Source organism: Salmonella bongori NCTC 12419 (genome assembly GCF_000252995.1).
GTDB classification, from domain to species: Bacteria; Pseudomonadota; Gammaproteobacteria; order Enterobacterales; family Enterobacteriaceae; genus Salmonella; species Salmonella bongori.
Map to the genome: position 1 here is coordinate 2370243 of NC_015761.1, position 18722 is coordinate 2388964.

Annotated in this window: 21 protein-coding genes, 1 tRNA gene and 1 pseudogene; 13 read left to right on the forward strand and 10 right to left on the reverse strand. The window is 44.9% G+C overall.

What is annotated here, in order from left to right; translation table 11 throughout:
• Positions 1 to 17: 17 nt before the first annotated feature.
• From SBG_RS11160 to SBG_RS21845, 13 genes and pseudogenes are all read left to right on the forward strand, one after another.
• Positions 18 to 92, forward strand: a tRNA-Arg gene (locus tag SBG_RS11160).
• Positions 93 to 257: 165 nt separating this feature from the next.
• Positions 258 to 1430, forward strand: coding sequence for a tyrosine-type recombinase/integrase (locus tag SBG_RS11165; protein ID WP_001229363.1), 1173 nt, complete (start codon positions 258 to 260; stop codon positions 1428 to 1430).
• Positions 1431 to 1457: 27 nt separating this feature from the next.
• A complete protein-coding gene (locus SBG_RS11170; protein WP_000132670.1) occupies positions 1458 to 2465 on the forward strand; it encodes a hypothetical protein in 1008 nt (335 codons plus the stop codon).
• Between the two features lie 92 nt (positions 2466 to 2557).
• The gene (locus SBG_RS23175; RefSeq protein ID WP_000956739.1) at positions 2558 to 3031 is read left to right on the forward strand and encodes a host cell division inhibitor Icd-like protein; all 474 of its coding nucleotides are present in this window, start codon (positions 2558 to 2560) and stop codon (positions 3029 to 3031) included.
• The gene (locus tag SBG_RS11180; protein WP_000741566.1) at positions 3031 to 3285 is read left to right on the forward strand and encodes a helix-turn-helix transcriptional regulator; all 255 of its coding nucleotides are present in this window, start codon (positions 3031 to 3033) and stop codon (positions 3283 to 3285) included. Before SBG_RS23175 ends, SBG_RS11180 begins: the two co-directional genes overlap by 1 nt.
• A complete protein-coding gene (locus SBG_RS11185) occupies positions 3282 to 3728 on the forward strand; it encodes a hypothetical protein (RefSeq protein WP_001065274.1) in 447 nt (148 codons plus the stop codon). Before SBG_RS11180 ends, SBG_RS11185 begins: the two co-directional genes overlap by 4 nt.
• Entirely contained in the window at positions 3725 to 6847 is a 3123-nt protein-coding gene (locus SBG_RS11190) for a DUF927 domain-containing protein (RefSeq protein WP_001274943.1), read from the forward strand. Before SBG_RS11185 ends, SBG_RS11190 begins: the two co-directional genes overlap by 4 nt.
• A 727-nt stretch (positions 6848 to 7574) precedes the next feature.
• Positions 7575 to 7808 carry a hypothetical protein gene (locus SBG_RS11195; protein ID WP_000401815.1) on the forward strand — a complete coding sequence of 78 codons (234 nt, stop codon included), beginning with the start codon at positions 7575 to 7577 and terminating at the stop codon, positions 7806 to 7808.
• Positions 7809 to 8003: 195 nt separating this feature from the next.
• Positions 8004 to 8576 (forward strand): recombinase family protein, encoded by a 573-nt coding sequence (locus tag SBG_RS11200; protein ID WP_000268496.1) that lies wholly within the window; start codon positions 8004 to 8006, stop codon positions 8574 to 8576.
• A 32-nt stretch (positions 8577 to 8608) separates the two neighbouring features.
• Positions 8609 to 9499 (forward strand): hypothetical protein, encoded by an 891-nt coding sequence (locus SBG_RS11205; protein ID WP_000954542.1) that lies wholly within the window; start codon positions 8609 to 8611, stop codon positions 9497 to 9499.
• Positions 9500 to 9520: 21 nt separating this feature from the next.
• Positions 9521 to 9763 (forward strand): DUF4160 domain-containing protein, encoded by a 243-nt coding sequence (locus tag SBG_RS11210; protein WP_015702947.1) that lies wholly within the window; start codon positions 9521 to 9523, stop codon positions 9761 to 9763.
• Positions 9747 to 9995: a DUF2442 domain-containing protein gene (locus SBG_RS11215; RefSeq protein ID WP_000155975.1), complete on the forward strand. Its 249-nt coding sequence runs from the start codon at positions 9747 to 9749 to the stop codon at positions 9993 to 9995. The genes SBG_RS11210 and SBG_RS11215 overlap by 17 nt, the downstream gene beginning before the upstream one ends.
• 403 nt (positions 9996 to 10398) lie before the next feature.
• Positions 10399 to 11045 (forward strand): annotated as a pseudogene (locus SBG_RS21845) (IS3 family transposase); the annotation flags it as partial.
• A 37-nt stretch (positions 11046 to 11082) separates the two neighbouring features.
• Here the strand turns inward: SBG_RS21845 and SBG_RS23470 are convergent.
• The 10 genes from SBG_RS23470 to pefC form a co-directional block, all read right to left on the reverse strand.
• A complete protein-coding gene (locus tag SBG_RS23470) occupies positions 11083 to 11364 on the reverse strand; it encodes a hypothetical protein (RefSeq protein WP_043942397.1) in 282 nt (93 codons plus the stop codon).
• A gap of 61 nt (positions 11365 to 11425) precedes the next feature.
• Complete coding sequence (locus tag SBG_RS11235; RefSeq protein ID WP_000619784.1) at positions 11426 to 11980, reverse strand: type 1 fimbrial protein; 555 nt, start codon at positions 11978 to 11980, stop codon at positions 11426 to 11428.
• Positions 11973 to 12461: a fimbrial protein gene (locus SBG_RS11240; protein WP_001115870.1), complete on the reverse strand. Its 489-nt coding sequence runs from the start codon at positions 12459 to 12461 to the stop codon at positions 11973 to 11975. The genes SBG_RS11235 and SBG_RS11240 overlap by 8 nt, the downstream gene beginning before the upstream one ends.
• Positions 12462 to 12485: 24 nt before the next feature.
• Entirely contained in the window at positions 12486 to 12989 is a 504-nt protein-coding gene (locus SBG_RS11245; protein ID WP_015702949.1) for a fimbrial protein, read from the reverse strand.
• A gap of 9 nt (positions 12990 to 12998) precedes the next feature.
• Entirely contained in the window at positions 12999 to 13520 is a 522-nt protein-coding gene (locus SBG_RS11250; protein ID WP_000789492.1) for a fimbrial protein, read from the reverse strand.
• Positions 13521 to 13534: 14 nt separating this feature from the next.
• Positions 13535 to 14014 (reverse strand): fimbrial protein, encoded by a 480-nt coding sequence (locus tag SBG_RS21850; RefSeq protein ID WP_024135077.1) that lies wholly within the window; start codon positions 14012 to 14014, stop codon positions 13535 to 13537.
• A gap of 9 nt (positions 14015 to 14023) precedes the next feature.
• Complete coding sequence (locus tag SBG_RS11255; protein WP_001265512.1) at positions 14024 to 14557, reverse strand: hypothetical protein; 534 nt, start codon at positions 14555 to 14557, stop codon at positions 14024 to 14026.
• Positions 14558 to 14571: 14 nt separating this feature from the next.
• A complete protein-coding gene (locus tag SBG_RS11260) occupies positions 14572 to 15636 on the reverse strand; it encodes a hypothetical protein (protein ID WP_015702951.1) in 1065 nt (354 codons plus the stop codon).
• Positions 15633 to 16328 (reverse strand): fimbrial chaperone, encoded by a 696-nt coding sequence (locus SBG_RS11265; RefSeq protein WP_000495562.1) that lies wholly within the window; start codon positions 16326 to 16328, stop codon positions 15633 to 15635. Before SBG_RS11265 ends, SBG_RS11260 begins: the two co-directional genes overlap by 4 nt.
• Positions 16315 to 18714, reverse strand: coding sequence for a PefC/AfrB family outer membrane usher protein (pefC, locus tag SBG_RS11270; RefSeq protein ID WP_001183328.1), 2400 nt, complete (start codon positions 18712 to 18714; stop codon positions 16315 to 16317). The genes SBG_RS11265 and pefC overlap by 14 nt, the downstream gene beginning before the upstream one ends.
• Between the last annotated feature and the right edge of the window lie 8 nt (positions 18715 to 18722).

The following is an 18722-nucleotide window of genomic DNA, read 5'->3' on the forward strand; positions in this document are numbered from 1 at the left end:
TATACTGGCGCCGCGTTGTCCCCTTAGTTAAATGGATATAACGAGCCCCTCCTAAGGGCTAGTTGCAGGTTCGATTCCTGCAGGGGACACCATGACCGCTTTTACCCGCCTCTCACAAATCCCAGCAAACCCGCACCACACAAGGCTTTACAGCGTTTTTGATGTCTAACGATTTCCAGCGAATAGCACCTTAAGCCACGATCAAAAGTATCTCTTTTCGTTACTCTCATCCTGTTAGAACTTCGGGAGAGATACTTATGGCCTTAACTAATGTTCAGATTAAAAATGCAGCTCCCGGTGAGACGGACTACACCCTTTCAGATGGTTCCGGTTTGTTCATTATCATAAAACCTCAGGGTTCCAAGCTCTGGCGCTTTCGTTACCGTCGTGAAGGTAAGTTACGCCGTCTATCTTTGGGTGCCTACCCTGAGATATCCCTCTCGCAAGCGCGTATTAAAGCCGCTGAGGCTCGCGCAAAGCTGGCGCAAGGTATCAGCCCTGTAGACGAACGCCGGGAACAGAAAGAGGCCAGTAAGGTTATCAATTCCTTTGAGGGCGTTTGCCTTGAATGGCAGGCCACGCGAAAGGCTACATGGTCGGAAAGCTATGCTGACGATACAAAACGCCTGTTTGAGCGCAACGTGTTCCCAGTGCTGGGCGCACGCCCTATCGGGGATATTCAGCCGCTGGAACTGTTAGACCTGCTGCGTAAGATAGAAGATCGCGGCGCTAATGAACTCGCCACCAAAGTACGCCGCCGCTGTGGTGAGGTGTACGCCTACGCCATTGTGACCGGGAGAGCCAAGTATAATCCGGCACGCGACTTAGCCACCGCTATGCAACGCTTTCAGCGCGGGCATTATGCTTCTCTCGATACCGCCGATCTTCCTGCATTCCTCACAGCACTGGAGGCAACCACCGGGAACATTATGGTTAACCTTGCCGTTCGCCTGCTGATGCTTACCGGCTTACGCCCCGGCGAACTACGCAAAGGGGAATGGAAAGAGATTGATATAGATAACGCCCTGTGGGAGATCCCTGCCGAACGTATGAAGGCTCGCCGCCCTCACCTCGTGCCGCTGTCTAAACAGGCTATAGAACTGCTTCGCTCCGTTAAAGCCATCAGTGGTAATTACAGCCTGATGTTCCCCGGTAGAAATGACGTTACCCGCCCCATGTCTGATATGGCTATGAACCAGCTTATTAAGCGATGCGGTTACGGAGAAAAGCTCACCGGGCATGGATTCCGTCACATGATGAGCACCATTCTGCATGAGAAAGGCTTTAACAGCGCGTGGATAGAGCTACAGCTCGCTCACGTCGATAAAAATACCATTCGCGGCACGTACAACCGGGCGCAGTATCTGGAAGGCCGTAGAGAGATGATGCAGTGGTATGCAGATCACTTACAAAGCCTCAAAACCCAATAACCACCCTATTCCGTAACAGCGAATACTATGACCGATACATTAAAAACACTGAAAGAAACAGCGGAACAAAAAAAACTGGTGGCTGTAAACCTTCGCGTGCAAATGAGAGCTGCATATGCAGCAGCAGTACGTGCGCAAGAAGCATACAACACTGAAGAAAAGAGACTGAATGCAGGGAGCAAGGATAAATCAACCAACTCAGCCTACGCCGCCAATGTCGACGATGCTACGCATTCTCATGGCAATCAGATCTCCACACCCGAAGATTATCATAGAGACAGAATAGCCCAATCGGAGGTGAAAATTGCCAACCTTAAGTATGAGCTTTCGGAAGAAAAAGACAGGCTCGACGTATACAAACAAAATCTGCACGAATGCCAAAGCGGAGAGGACTTAAACAGACACGTTGAAAGAGATTGCCGTGCTGAGTTCTGGCTTGAACAGCTACAGACCAAATATCGCCATTATCCTGATTACGAAGTAGCTATGATTCTGGACGAGGCGGGATTCTCGTCTATCGACCTGTGCTGTCTGGTTGTCGATATGGCGAAGATAATCAAAGTTGAGAACAGGAAAAATATTGAAGCCATATTCAAGCTGGTGGACTGCAACGGTATGGTAACAACCCCCGGATTTGACCCCAAAAGCGCCGCAATTCTTCAGCAAATTTGGAACAGGCCATTTGATACCAATAGCCGAACCATCAAGCCTGTAAACATCCAAGATATGACAGACAGATTTGCACTTGAATTATCATTCCAAAAAACGCTAGACATCATCCGGCATTGCGCTACGGTAGAGCACATCAGGAGATCGACTAAAAATAAAACAGCAAAGCAAAATGAGAGGGATAGGCTAATTATTGAATTGTGGGAGGCACATCCAGAATTTCATAGTCCTATCAATTTGGAAGCATTTTGTAAATGCATACTTGTGATTGACTCCGGTGAAACTAAAGAATCAATACGAGATACCAATATTAAGGTAAGCTCATCAACGGTAAAACGTATCATAAATGCCATTAAAAACAGATGATTATACTTTTCACGCCAGTGGTGAAAACTGTTCCATAAAATAATAATTGAGAATATCCCCCATCGAATTGGAATTAGAAAGAGGGGTATTCAATGTTGACACTTCACCTGCGCTTAGCGCATCATAATCAAGCACCTGCAAAATCAGGTGTCGGGATTGGTCTCCCGGAAAATGTCAAAGGCGATAACACACGCGCCAAAGCGTGTTTTTTATTGTCTAATCATCAGCACGCCTTCAATGGTGGGCTGGTTGTGGAGCTTCTCACGAAGCGCCGGGATCCTTTGACACCGGTAAGACCAATCTGCAATCAGTTCACCACCAATCGATTGGTCTCGATTTGTGGTGATTTAAAATCACTGTCAAAGGAGATCGCCTCTATGGCTATCAACGCCCACTCACGCCTTAAAACCTTTATTTTTGCCGCCGTTGAGCGTGCAAACCTCAAATCAAGCCGCCCGGTAATGCTGCACATCACAGCCGCAACCGAACGCCTTGCCCGCCAGTCTGCAAGCCGCCAATACGTGCTCTCTTTCGCTGGTGTTATCCAGAACGGGGGGACTTTGTAATGGCTGCTACCGCTATCAACTTCAAACACAAACCTTTTGACCCCACTAAAAAACATATTCGCATTAACGAAGTTCGTGAAATGGTCTGGCGCTCTACTTCATGGATTTATGCCGAAATGAAAAAGGGCAACTTTCCGGCGTCGGTAAAGATTTCTCCTTGCCTGTGCGTATGGCGCACCGAGGACGTAGAAAACTACCTGATTGAAACAGCAAAGCGTATCGGTTCCGGCGTAGTAGAAGGGGCATCCAAATGAATAACCGCCCTTCTTCCGTATCAGCAAGCCCAAAAAAACATGCTCAAAACGGTAAAGCACCGGGGGTGGTTGTATCGCTGGTTGGTGAGTTCGTAGGTAAAACCTCCCCGGCCTCTGATGGTGTGACCCGCCGCTTTCGTGTGGATTCGTACTGTATCGCTGGTGGTTGTGCGGGCGAGACCATTACTCTGTACGCCAAAAATCTCCATGTTGCGGCGATTGATGCAGTCCCAGACGGAGTACCCGTTGAACTGCGTGAGGTGTATGTTGTGAACAAGGGGACGCACTCCTACGCATCAGCAAATTATAATTTCACCACTGATTACGAGCCAAAAACGGGAGAGAAGCGGAGTCAGAAAAAGAGTCGTCGCAACCAGCAAAAAAGAGCTGGCGTTACCATAAGAACTCCGAAAATCAAACCCGTTCGGGGGAAATGCAAATGAGCGCCCTCGATAACGTTAAGCACTGGATGAAAACCAACTACGCCGCCGCTTGCGCGGCGTTTTCAATCCCCTGCGAACAATCCACTAAAGAACATGAGTGCCCATTGTGCGGCAAAGCTAAGTTCCGGGTTCATATGACCGGCGCAGCCGCAGGCACTTACATTTGTACGTGCGGCGTTAAGGGCTACGGATTCGGCGTACTCGACTTAATTGCACGTAAAGAGCTAGGTGCACCATCTGATGAGCGTGTATCCGGATCGTTAATACGTCAGGCCGCTAAGCTGGTGGATGAGCGTATGGGATTAGGCTTCTTCTCTGCCGATGATAGCTATTCGCCCCCAACGGCCGAGGAGCGAGCCAAAAGAGAGCGGGAACAGAAAGAAGCCCTTGAACAGCGCCAGCGCGAATCCGCAGAACTGGAGAAGCAGCAAATTGCAGCCGCCACGCCGCGAGTTCGGGACGTTCTGGACAAAGCAAAACTATCGGAATGCGAGTACCTCAAGGATAAAGGCTTTGAAGATTGCGTTCTTCCCGTTACCGCGCGGGGTGATGGTGTAGTACGTCTGACGGACATTGATAATCGTGACCGTTCAGTGCAATACCTACCCGCACCAAACGCTGTAGATAATGAAGGACAGCCACGACACAAAAGCCTAATGAAGAATGCGCCAATTTCCGGTGCGTTTATCGACATACAGCCAAATGACAAAGCAAACACCCTCATCATTACCGAGGGATACGCCACAGGACGATCTGTGTCGATCTGTGCGCCATTTTCACGTGTAGTAGCTGCCATATCTGCTTCAAACCTTAAAAACGTCGCTACGGCCTTTATAGATCGTTTCCCGGCGCTTGAGATTGTTATAGCCGCAGATAACGACTACCACGCGCCCAGCGATGTAGACGCGAACGGCAAGCCAAAACCTAACACGGGACTAGTAAAAGCTAATGAAGCCGCTAAAGCCGTTGGTGGGCTGGTGGTTGCCCCGCTATGCCTTGGCAGAAAGAAACAGGATTGGGACGATGTACGCATGGAACTAGGGGTGGAACGGATGGCGGAGGAATTTAACCGCGCACTGGAGAAGGCCAAAAAAGAAAAAGCCTCCGGGCAAGAGGCTTTATCGGGTACAGCTCAAAATAACGGTGCAAATAGTAATCCATATCCATGGGATAGCAATACTTCAAATGTAACGACAGGAAAATCACCAGTAAGCCTTCCCGTTGCTAGTGTTCCGCGCATCCCTGCCACGGTAAACATTGCAAAATTCCGTATTCCCGATCACTACAAAAAATACTATTCCGACAAGGTTACGCCGCAAGACCAGCAACCAGACGGCACGGATTTCATCGTCGAACGTGAGGATAAATCAATCGCGCTGGTAGACCCGACAACCGGACGCGGTGAGGACGGACAATCCGGGGTATTTAAACACGCCAGAACCTCCGAGATTTTACGTGGAGTTAGGCCAGTGCTGAGGGGATACAAAGAGCATGAAGCGTATATCACCTTTGAAAATATCGGCAATTCTTCGCGCCGCGTTTCTTTGCCATGGTCAAGCGATGCTAAACGCCTCGCCGCCGCTTTAAGGTCGCTCGGCTCAGAAGTCGTTGTGGATGGGGCTTACATTGATTTCTATCGCAACGCTTATCTTGTTGAGCAAAATTTGCCATCCGCAATATATGGATCCGCTCCCGGATGGCATGAACACGATGGAGTAAAGTTTTATGTCTCACAAGCAGGCAAGACATATCTGTCTGAAAATGTACTGTTTGAGTTAGATAACCCTATCGATAGCAAATACAAATGCGTCCCCGCAGGAAATATTGAGGATTATCGGTCTAATGTCATTAATCTGACCAAAGACAATGCAGGCTTCGTATTTCAAATCCTGCTAGAGCTGGCGTCCGTTCTGTTTCCTGTCCGTAACGGCTCAATCAAGGCCGAGGGCATCACCGTAAATATTTACGGGCATTCCGGTAAAGGTAAAACACTGGCTATGAAGCTTGGCGCAAGCTTATGGGGCAACCCTGACCAGCTCACCGAAAGTGCGAACGCCACTTATACAGCGATAATTAACAGCGCGGTGAACTCCAGTGGCTCCGCGATGCGGATTGATGACCTGTCGGCAATGCCCAATCTTCGCGGGGCCGATTTTGAGAACCTTGTTTACTCAATTGCCAACGGTAAGGCCAAAGGCCGTAGCGGTCAGGACGGGAAAAATCTGCCAGTAACTTCGTTTAGTACCATTTGCCTGATGACTGCGGAAAAGACGATTGCTGACGAACTGTGGCAAAAAGAAAAACACCGCTTTAAAGCTGGCGCGGAAGGGCGTCTGATTGAGCAACCGTTTATTGAACCGCAAGACCTTAAAGGTTGTTGTGACATAAGGAGTTACGCCAGCACGCTAACGTCTGCAATGCTGTTATACAACGGCGTAGCGGGCGTGGAATGGCTAAATCATTTGAGCAAGCTTGGATGGGACGGCGTTCAAGCTAACTTAAAAACCTACTCAATGCAGTTTGAAGACTTGATGCGCGAGCAGTATTCCGAAGCAATGAACGCACGTGAGGGACATAAAGTCAGGGCGCATTCCCTGTACAGCGTAGTTTATGCGGCCGGGATTATGTCAGCAGGTATCACCGGTTACACCGAAGATGAAATTTTTGAAGCTGTACAGGAAAACATGATTGCAGAGATGGCAAGCAATGATGTAGGCCATGCGCGGGACATGGCCGCGGCTGTCGAGCTTTGGGACTATCTGACGGGCGCAATCAACCGCATGGGAGCTATAGCCAGAGAGGGCAATAAGGCCAACCTTCAGCGCGGCGGCGATGAGTCAGCAGGATGGCTTGATATGGTTGAATCTGGCGACGATGATGAATGCCGCCCGGTTTTCTATCTCAATAAGCGACAACTTAATAACGCGGCAAAAGAGGCTTGTGGTATGTCTGGTGGAGACCTGCTATCGATACTCACCAAGTACGGCTATCACGAAACACCAACGGATGCGCGTGGCGAAAGAGATGGAACAGTGCAGCGAAGAGTTAGAAGCGGATCAGCGACGACTAATGTAAGGGTGATAAAAATATCAGCCCCAGAGGAAATAACAGAGGCTTAACCCTCTATCTTGTCGGCTGACTCCCCCTAACAACCTCACCTCTATAAAACACCCAAAAGAAAAATACAGCCCTAACGGAATGGGGCTGAATTTTCGCGCTGCGCTACATCCATATCTGTTCGGTTCGCCAAAAAATATTTTTTCGGTCGCTTTGCATACAAAACAGCGAGCATATCTGTTCATTTAATATGCGCTTGTCTGCACAGGAGCTGTTTTGTCTGCATGATGTCTGCATAAAAAAAAGCTTAACATAATGTTATATATACATATTTAATACAATGCAGACATGCAGACAATGCAGACAATGCAGACATGCGTTTTTCCGTGTTTGAGAAAACTATCGCGACGTGCTCCATGTATTTTTAATACAGCGCCACACTATCGCTTGTACGTATATAGGTATTTTTTGTTGTCTGCATTGTCTGCATGTCTGCATGTAGAATTGAGTGTTATTCAAAAGATCTAATTGGAAATCAATTCTTGCAGACAAAAACGCCCGCTATGCAGACAAAACAGCTCCTGTGCAGACAAATGGCATACTGAGCCAATGCCTTACCCCCCCTTTTCCGTTCCCGCCACTGACTTAACGAATATTTGCGGCGCTGAGTTCCAACGCTGTGTGTGGGTAAAAGGGGAAGAACATAATCTTATTTTTACAAGGCTAATTGCTGAAGCGTAAGCACTGGTGCTAACCTGCCGATGCATAATTCAAAAAGGATCGGAACAAATGGAAATTGATGAGCAAGAGCAAATCGTAACCGAACAGCTTCAGGAACTGGCGTTACAAGAGATAGAGGGTGTTGCCGCAGGGCTTATCATTGCAGGAGAGTATTTAGATCACATTCTTCATAAAGATGACGCAGCCTCACTAGAGAAACAAAAAGCCATGTCTTCCATATTAGCGTGTTTTGCCCTGTTTGCTGGGCGCGATATTATGCGCAGCCTCGGAGCGTTTCGCTAAAGTTCTAAGCAAGACTAGCGTCCTTCTGAATTTTAATTAACAGCCGCTTTCTTCCTCAATTAAATCATGAGTTCGTAAAGGAACCCCTTTACGAACAGCATAATAAATCCATACCGCATCGTTCGTAAAGATTGATTTAGCATTTATGAACTCATATAATTTACGGAATGACTTTACGAACAAAAGGCAAATGAAATGGCTGTTATCTCTTACCTACGCGTATCCACTGACGAACAGAACGCAAAAAACCAGATTCAGCAAATAGAGGCGGCTGGTTACGCGGTAGAAGCAGACTTTCAATTTTGCGACGAAGGATTAAGCGGTAGCATTCCTGCCAGCAAGCGCCCCGCACTGAATGAAGCAATAAAAATGGCGCGTAAGGGGGATGTATTCGTGGTGGTTGCAATTGACCGCCTCGGTCGCGATGCCGTTGACGTGCTGACAACGGTCAAGACGCTGGCAGATAAAGGCGTGAAAGTCGTCAGCCTCCGGGAGGGGTTCGATCTCAGCACGCCAGCCGGAAAAATGATGCTTCACATGATGGCCGGTTTTGCTGAGATGGAAAAAAGTATCATCGCCGAACGCCGCGATGCGGGGATCGCTCGCGCAAAGTCTGAGGGCGTGCATTGTGGTCGGCCTCAATTCGAACACGGTGATTTAATCGCTTCTCTTTGGGCGGATGGCCTGAGTTATCCGCAAATCGTTTCCGAGCTGGCGTCCAAAGGCATTAAAGCCGGGAAAACTACCATTTACCGCTTTAAGAATTGAACGTCCTTTTCCGTCACCGCCAAGGAAGTACCATGCTGACTGATAGCCCCAAATATATGAGCGATACCAGATTCACAAAATCAACCACCGAAGCAGCGCAAAAACTCAAAGTCTCAATGCGGCAACTTCGCGAAATTCAGGAAAATGCACGAGCGTTTGCCGTCCGTGAGTTCGATGCGGCACCTAATAATGCGCTCGGTATCCGCGCCCACGCCATCAAAGCTTTTTTCAGTAACCGTAATACAGAAATGTTAGCGGAGTACCTTTCAGGGTTAGGATTCGTCAGGCAGAACCTTATAGCCGCTCGTGATGTGCTTAATGCTGAGGGTAAAAAGAAATATGAGGCATACATAAAAAACGCCGTAGAAACGCTACCAGCTCGATTTAGCGGGCTTAAGCCTTACTTTTTGAATATCCTTACCGACCTGATGTCTATCCCCTTCAGGAGAAGTGCAGAGAAGGACAGGCGCGAGATTTCTGACTCACTTTGCCTGATTGCTGACTTTATTGAAGAATACAGATACCGTGGCACTGACGAACGCTATAGAGAATACGCGCAGACAATCATCAACGGTATAGATACAGAACGATTACCAACGATGATCGCCGGGCTTATCATTCAGGAAGTGACGGCGCTGATAGATGCCGCTTGCATTACCAATGTGATGACCTTTGCGAATTCTGGTATAACACATGAAGAATTCTGGCGGTTTACAGACCCAGACGACTACGCCGAAGCCTATCCTGATGGCGAGATACCTGAAGATGCTTCGCCTCTTGAAACCCTTGATATTTATCCTTTACATGAAGGGATAGCACAGCAAAGCCTGTGGTACGGGCTTGATGATTATGTTGATGATTTCATTGTGTCGATAGCTGGTGGTCTGCTGTATGCGAAGCAGTCCCTGAATCGAATCAATTAACCAAATATTAAGAGCTTATTTATGCCTGTCATACTAAGATTTAAGGGGTATCGGTTCTTTTTCTATTCGAATGAGGGAGACCCCCGCGAACCGGCACACATTCACGTTCGCGGTACTGATGGTGAGGCAAAATTCTGGCTAACACCTGAAGTGCTGCTGGCGCGTAATGATGGTTTTAATGCTCGCGATCTGAAGGAACTGGTGGGCGTGGTTGAAGAAAATCGCAAACGACTAATGGAGGCGTGGAATGACTATTTCGCCTAAGAACGTAAAGTTCGACGAATACAATATGTGGGTAGAGTTAAGCGATGCCCGCACGCTGGGTGTTCCGTTGGCATGGTTTCCCAAATTAATGCACGCCAGCGCTGATGAGCGAAACGACTTTGAGTTAAGCCGCCGTGGTATTCACTGGGATAGCCTCAATGAGGATATTTCTATTGAAGGACTCCTGGCCGGGCGTGGCGATGTGACATTCAGGCCACACAGCGCCGCATAAAATTCCACTGGCGGTAATGCCCTTCCTTCCGTTACCGCCATTCTGCTTAATATCCCTCAATGTATCCCATTCAAACACACAACTCATAAATATCATTAGTAGTCATGATGTTACCTTGCTTAATCATTCCTGCAGGGGACACCATGACCGCTTTTACCCGCCTCTCACAAATCCCAGCAAACCCGCACCACACAAGGCCTTGCAGCGTTTTTGATGTCTAACGATTTCCAGCGAATAGCACCTATAAACACTACGATATGTTGGTACGTCGATGAACATATCGTCGCGGTACTCTCTTACCAGCCAGCAATGTGTATATTGCGGTCATAACACAAAAGTGATCTTACCCAGCAATAGTGGACATGCGACTAAGTGAGTAAACTCTCAACCAGAGGTGACTCACATGACAAAGCCTGTATCGACTACCAAAAAGCCACGCAAACAGCACACGCCTGAGTTTCGTCAGGAAGCACTGAAACTGTCTGAACACATTGGGGTGACCGCTGCCGTCCGCGAACTTAGCCTGTATGAATCACAGCTCTACAACTGGCGAAGCAAACAGCAAAATCAGCTCTCTTCTTCTGAACGCGAACAGGAAATGTCCGCTGAAATCGCCCGTCTGAAACGTTAACTGGCAGAACGGGAGGAGGAACTGGCCATTCTCCAAAAGGCCGCGACATACTTCGTGAAACGCCTGAAATGAGGTATGTCTTCATCGAAAAACATCAGGCTGAGTTCACTATCAAGGCTATGTGCCGTGTACTTCAGGTCGCCCGTAGTGGCTGGTACGTCTGGCATCAGCGTCGTCATCAGATAAACCGGCGTCAGCAGTTCCGCCTTGTCTGTGATAACGTCGTCCGGGAAGCATTCAGTAACGCAAAACAGCGCTATGGTGCGCCACGCCTGACGGATGAGCTTCGTGCTCAGGGGCGGGTGTATAACATAAAAACCGTGGCGGCCAGCTTGCATCGACAGGGACTGTGGGCAAAAGCCTCGCGCCGGTTCTGCCCGTTCAGTTACCGTGAGTATGGTCTGTCAGTATTAGAGGATCCTCGTCTTTCAGGGCACCAAATATTTATATGAAATATCATAAAGCAAGCGCTTTCCACTCCGTAGAATTTAGTTCAGTTGTACTAATAATTTTAACTAGTTTAGTAGTAGTGTAGTTTATGACATAATGACCTCCTCTAATTGGAGATAAGATATCAGTAGCGTTGACAGGGTGTGTTGATAATACCATGGCCATTATTTTCAGCAGTCTACTGTCAAGAGTAAGAAGATAATATCCTTCATCTATACATACTGATTGAGTGACTCGCCATTTTATATCATAGTTCTTACTCATAAATATACCACATATATAATCCATCTAAGTTTTGCTTTTCCTTCCCTGGCCGGGAATTATTTAATAACATTACACTTAAAACAAATTAGTAATACGTGATATTAACTGTCAAGTCAGCCTGATAACGTCCCGGTGCTAATGAGGTGGCACTTGGATTTAAGTTTAATGGGTAAACCTTTAGCGAACTGTCGTATACGCCCGATCGCACCTCTGCATCTTTCATCGCCAGCAAATCTGTAGTGTTAGATAAATCGATTATCCGCTCACCATTACGCTTCCATCGGATAAGAAGGGCGATGTTTGCCATAGTAGTATTTATTAAACCATTCGCTGCATTCTGAAAGCCAGGTTTGGCTGATGTAAATGAAATCGTTAACGCACCGAGCTTAGCACCTTTAGTGCAATCGATTATCAGTGGTACATCCGTGTAACTGATGCGGTCAATGATCTTCCCCTGGTCATTCATTAGCGGCAAATTATATGTCCCAGAAAAACCTGTTCCGCCATTAACAATACAATTGGCATGTGTAATTCTCATTTTCACCCCAATATTTGATGTCGTACCACCGGCAACCGCGGCTAGCGAATACATTGATAACAGTACAATCATTGAGCAAAACAAAAGCAGTTTTCTAATCATAGGTCAGCCTTAAAATAATGGATGTGTTAATTTTCCCTGCTGCTATTTCCTCTGCCTGGATGGGCAATAACTTAAACCTTAAATCAATGACTTTTTCACCATATGGATAATCCTGATTAAAATTCAGGACACCATAAAGCCCCATTTTCACTATACCGATACCAATACCATTCAACCCTGATTTCATTATTGACTTACCATAGTGAGTTTGACCTGACACGATTCCCAGCGTAGGAACGAACCTCATCTGAGTATTTGCCTCCGTCAAATCACAGTTGCGTGTAAAGTTAATTGATTTCTCTATATTACCAGCAACTATATCATGTGTAGTGATGGGACCAAAGTTGACCTCAGAAGAGATACTAATAGAGCAGGTCGCTTCTGTAATTGCGCCATTTATATTCACGACAGTATCCGTCGCCCTGGCATTTACGCTGTGAACAAAAAGTACCACGACAAAAAAACACATAATAAATGGCATTATTTAAACTCCCGTAAAATATAACTAATCGTAAGATAATCGAATAATTAGCGTTGTATCAATATTACCAATAGCAATATTTTCTGAAGGTATAGCTACAGGCTTTATTTTAAGCCGCAGAGCTTTCATACCGCCACCATTAGGTATTTCAGTGGCAGGCAAGGTATGTTCAGTATTGAATGATAAGTTTTGTAAACCCAACCACTGCAGTAAGGGCAATTTAAAACCGACCCCAGCCAGGCCTGATTGCATCGTTTTATTGTCACCCACAACGATCGCACGGGGAATAAACGAGAGTTTCATGTTCGTTGCCTTCCAGTCACAATCAATCTTCATATTGATATCTTTTTCCGGAACGGTGTTATTATTAATGTCTAACGCGGTGACAGAACCAAAATTCACTACTGTATCAGCCATAAAAGAGCAGGTCGATGACGTTATGGTTCCCTTAATTGGGACATTAACCATTGCCGTTGATGCCATTAAACAGGGAGAAAAGACTGACATTAATAGTAGGATTCTTTTCATATTTTAACCTTAATCATACTGAACGCTGATCGCCAGGCTGGTATTAACATTACCTGCCGCAATATCTTCGCCAGTAATATAGAAAGGTTTAAGCGCAATTTTGCCCCCTAAGCCATAAGGTGATGCCGTTGACGACGTATTTGCCCAGGTTTGCTGTACACCAAAAGGTGTATCAGTCAATGTGCCCGAAGTGGTGTTAGCAAACTGTAACTTAAATCCTAACCCCGTCTTACCTGAGCGCATCACACTGGCATTACCGGTAACGGTTCCGTCAGTAGGGGTGAATGTCACTTTGACCTGTTTAGCAATCCAGTCACAGTTCAGTGCAAGGCTAACTTCTTTGGCATTAATTTTGTTGTGGCCAATGTCCGCTGCGGTCAGAGTATTAAAGTTAATTTCTGTCGGTGTTGGTACAATGGTACAGGTTGCTCCTGTAACGTTGGCTTTAATCGCTACAGACGTATCTGCAGTTTTTGCATATACATTTGTTGCTGCACTCAACAAAACAACAGCTGGAATGATATTTTTCATATAACACCTTTAATTTAAATATAAGTTAACTGAATCGTCATAGAGGTATTGAAACCCCCTTTGGTTAAGGTACCGTTCGTACCCAGGACCATCCTGACGGATGTCGTTCCTGGCGATGGCCAAACTATTTTATTATTAAAATCGATATTATTACTCCCTAAACCAGGTAATGAAATTGTGTACATTACACTGGCGTTACTGGTTAATGCAGCATTATTTCTACCACTTACCGTGCCATTTCGCGGAACGAACATCAGCTCAACTCGTGAAACATTATGGCAAGAAGCAGTAATATCAAAAGCTCTGGTTCTTAAATTCTGGCTACCGTTTAAAAAATCATTTCTGTTGATATCTCCAAAATTAAGTTCTGTGGGAGCATTTAATGTACATGTGGGATTAATAAGATTTGCCCCCACGATTATGCTTAAACTACTATTCTTAGCTAATACACCATGACTACATAGCAGTAATATAAACATAATTGTTTTTAGCATCACTGTATCCTATGTATAGGTCAACTCAGCATTAAGCACTACGGATACTGTCCCTGAGGAGATTGTTCCGTTGCTGCTTTTTTTTACGAGTTTAAATTTTATTTTGTATCCAGAACCACTCAGGTTTTTTAAATTATAGTCGGCGTTGAATTGCATCCGGGCGTTATTAAAAAAAGGAAGAATAGCAACGTTATGCCCAGCATCTAAAAAATCACCTCCAGTACCCGCCGTACTCGCGGGGGAAGAGAAACGTAAATTCGCTGACTGTAAAGCACTAATCGCATTATTCCCGATTAACTCTGGCATGGAGGTATCAAGACGACATGTTAGCGTCAGATCGGATTCGATTTCAGGCCCCTCAGTAAGAGTTAAAGTTGTGATATTAACATTACCAAAACTTAAATTACTTCCCCTGCTGGATGCAATATTACATGTAAACTCGCGAAACTTAACAGAGAGATTAATCGTCGTACTTGTTATTTTAGCGGCTGCCTCAACAGTAACGAAGCATAGTAAAGACAAACAAACAAGCATTACGCGCATTACATCAACTCCGTTTAGTTATAGCTAATCTCAAAAGTTACCGCACCATTCCAGTCGGCACTATTTCCTTGAGACGTTCCGTACTTGTATGGATAAATAGGTATAGGAATATTATTTAATGTATTAATATTTAAAGCACTGCCCGTCTGGAACCTTAACCCCCAGCCATTTCCGATGCGCAAGCCAAAACTATTAGATGATGCAAGCCATTCATTATTTGCAGTTGTCGATGATACTGCATTCATTCTGGCAGAACCTGAAATAATAAATGATGGATAATTTGAAGTCATATTCCCGCCCCCAACTCCCAACCCACACTTCATTGACAAAACGATAGTCGCCAACGGCGTATTGAGATCTTTATGAATATTAACAACTCCTAAGTCAAGGTTACTTACATTACTTGTAACAGAGCATGTTACCGTATTTGTATATTTCAATGTAAAGCTGTTATTTATTATAGTAGGTGTAATATTCCTATTACCCATAGACTTTACTCCACCAGGGGTATAGACGACTGGGTTATTAAAGAGAGAAACAACTTCGTTTTTTGATGGCACATTCCCCGCCATTTTTTTGCTATATATAGCATATTTGTGTTTAATACTCTTTTGATTTGTCATAAATCCCCCCTCCATCACCTTACTGAATCCTGTGAAACTTATGTTTGGAAATCCCCATGAATTTCCATTTGCTGGTGAGAAAGAACTGGCGGTATTACCACTGTCTGGGGCTATATAAATCAATCCATTGCGATGATCCATTCTTCTGGAGTTTGTGTAGTTAAATTCGTTCAATGCTATAAACACTCTCCCGACATCTCCACCGTCGATATCATCCTCTCCCCAATATCCCCCCATCAAACTGTAGGGACAGGTAAACTCTATCGCTACTGAACCTATTCTCTCATTGTCCATAGTTTCCGTTGTAATGTTGCTCTGGAGGATATTTACCTCTATGGCTACGGAAGGTGGGAAGAAATAATTATTATTCATATTGCTGGAGCTTATACATCCTGCATATGCGGAAGGCAGTATTAATATTGATAAAAAAACACTTAATACAGATATGTTTCTCATTTGCTTACCTGATATTCATTATTTGCACCGTAATCGTCAATCGTATTTATTGTCACATTTCCGTTTAACGCGTTACTGATTTGCACGTTACTGAACGGTGCGAATTTGGCTAACTGTGGTCCTTCCTTCTTGTTGAGTTTCACTTCTGTGCCATTCACTTTTATACCGGTAATTGCAAAATAATAGGGAGTCGGATTCTCAAGAAAATATTTACCATTGTTTTTTAATAGCCTAATTTTTCTTTCCGCCTCTTTACGCCCATCAGCTAAGGTTTGTGGACGATAAATCAGCTTAACACGTGTGTTCAGCGCAATAGCCAAAACATTACCGCCTGCTTTAGGTGCCGGTGGAATTTCCTGAACGTTGAGCCACGTTAACGTTTCACGATCTTGCGGCAGGTCAGGGTTGATATCCAGAATCCTGATTGTCTGCTTACTTTTAGGGTCTACTTTAAAAAATGTCGGACTGGTTGTGAAATACACGTTTTTATCTTTTGCATTATCATTATCAATCCACACTTGTCCGGCATACTTTTGTTCACTTTCATTAGAAACCATCACCGACAAGCTTTTTTTGCCACCTTCATAAACATAGCGGGTACCATTCAGACTAAAAGCGGCATTACTGCTCAGACTAATGGAAATCATAGCAATAGTAATACAGGCTTTAATTTTGCTATTAACAGTAAACATCTTGGATTGTTCTCCTGGTTAGACTCAGTTTTTCTAAATTAATGACACACTGATCGAGTGTGATGTTTTTTAATTTGCTATCAACGTTAAGCAACAATACGCCACCATTACTGACAAAACCCACTTCCTTATCTGCCTCATCCTTTGCAACGGTTCCCATTGGAATAACGTATTTATTTTTTCCGAACACGCGTAATATATAGTGATGAACACGCCGATACTTTATCTTCCTGTAGATAATAGCTTTCTCTGTCGGTACAACATTAATCACATTACCCTGTATTTCAATATCTGTTGGTAAATTATCGACATCAATATTAATAGCATTTGCGGAATAGCTCGCCAGAGATATCACCGCTCTCCCACTACTGTCTGTCGGAAGACTGCCATTAATCACCGCGCCGCTGATCCCATCCATATCAATCACTGCCAGCGTACTACCACTGTTTTGTGATAACATTAGGCCGCCACCATAGACACCCAATATAGAACCGCTCAGTTGCAAGCTCAGGTTTTGGCTACTTGAACCTTTTGAATACATGCTGTTTAATTGGGCATAATCTGATGCGTAGCCAGTTGATAACGAAATATTATTCCCATTATTGTCTCTGTTCATACTAACATTGTAGCTCAGTCGATCGTTAAGATTTGCTGAACTACCTGCCATATAACTCATTCCACCTCCACGGGTATATGTCATCGAGGTATTACTGTAATGCATCACATCAAACGCACTAAATGGAATGTTAAAGGATAGACTGGTCATATATTCTCCACCGCCCTCCCCTTTCTTATTGTAATTTCCGATCAGCGATGCCGAAAACAGGCTAAATGATTTGCTGAACATGAAACTAACTCCGCTTTCCTGCGGCTTGTTCCAATATTGTTGTATCCATCCACTCATACTCAGATAGATATTTTGTTCCGGTATACGGTGAGCCAGGATCGCCTCATAGCGATTTTTCGATTTGAGCCCATTCGTGCTGTCACTCACATAATCATAATTAGCGTACTCTACATATCCGCGGTCTGTGAACCGATAGCCTATTAGCTGTAAATCCGTTGTATCAGTGAGTGAGCGAGCATATTTAACGGACGCACTGTAGCCTTGTTGTTCATTTTTCCGTTTAAAACTGGCTTTTGACAGGTTCAAACTGGTTGATAATGCCCCAAACCATCCGAGAGAATGTGTACTGCCAATACCTATATTTTGATAGTTCTGACTCAGCAATAATGCAGAGTTAAACGTTACATAGTTAAAGCCATAATCTAAGCTACCTAGCACAAAAGTACCGTCAGCGGAGCTTTTATTCGTGCCCGCTATTTTTTTACCCACGGCGAATCCGTAATCCATGGCACCAGGACGAAGGAGGGTACCCATCACGGTCACAGGAAAACGTTCCGTTCTTTTACTGCCATTTTCCTCTGTAATGGTCATCACCAGATCACCGCTGCTAATAGCCCCAAGATCGCTAATTTCAAATGGCCCCGGTGGCACTACAATAGATTCTAATACGCGCCCATTTTGTTCTACCGTTACTCTGGCATTACTGGTAGCAATCCCCTGCAGCTTAGGTGCGTAGGTTCTGCTTAACCATGACGACATGTTCGCATTCGAGGTTAATTGAATACCGCAAAAGCTAAATCCATTCATTAATGGACTATAGGTACTCTGTGTCTGCCCAATACTCAGATCGGCCTTAATCGATTCCAGCGCCCGCGTTAAACGTAGATCGTTGGTGTTAAAACCGCCTTCATTGGTTGCATTCGTAGTGAATGAAAATACCCATTTGCCAATATTCACATTACCATTCACGCCCAGATAGTTGGTACGTTGCTGTCCTGAGCTTTTGCTGGTATTCGCGTTGTACGCTAATTGAAAACCGGGAGCGCCATAATCCCAGGGACGCTGACTATGCTCCCCAGACAACAAGGCAGCCTGGGGAATATGAAATCTTAGCGTTTGCGTACCATTATCCAACTCAACTTTTGTGTTTTTATTATTGCTTAAGACATAACATCTTTTATTTACATTAAATTCCTGCTCATAAAAATCCTCCTTGATAAAAATGCCTTGGCTGGTTAGCCATTCTGTTGTCAGACAAAGGGCCTGCTTATCATTGTCGGTAACGGTAAGAAAACCGTTACCGATCTTTTCACCATTAAGCTCAACGTCAAGCAAATATTCACCAGGTACAAAGTTAACGTTTTTATCAAAGACTTCTGGTAATTTATCCTGTGCACCACCACGAATAAAACTCATGTTAAATTCGTCGTCGGCCATTACAGCACATACAGGCTGTAAAAATGTACCAATCAGTATTAATAATATTTTCTTTTTAAACATATTATATATTATTTCAACTGCAAAATAGACAGGCTGCATAAAATATG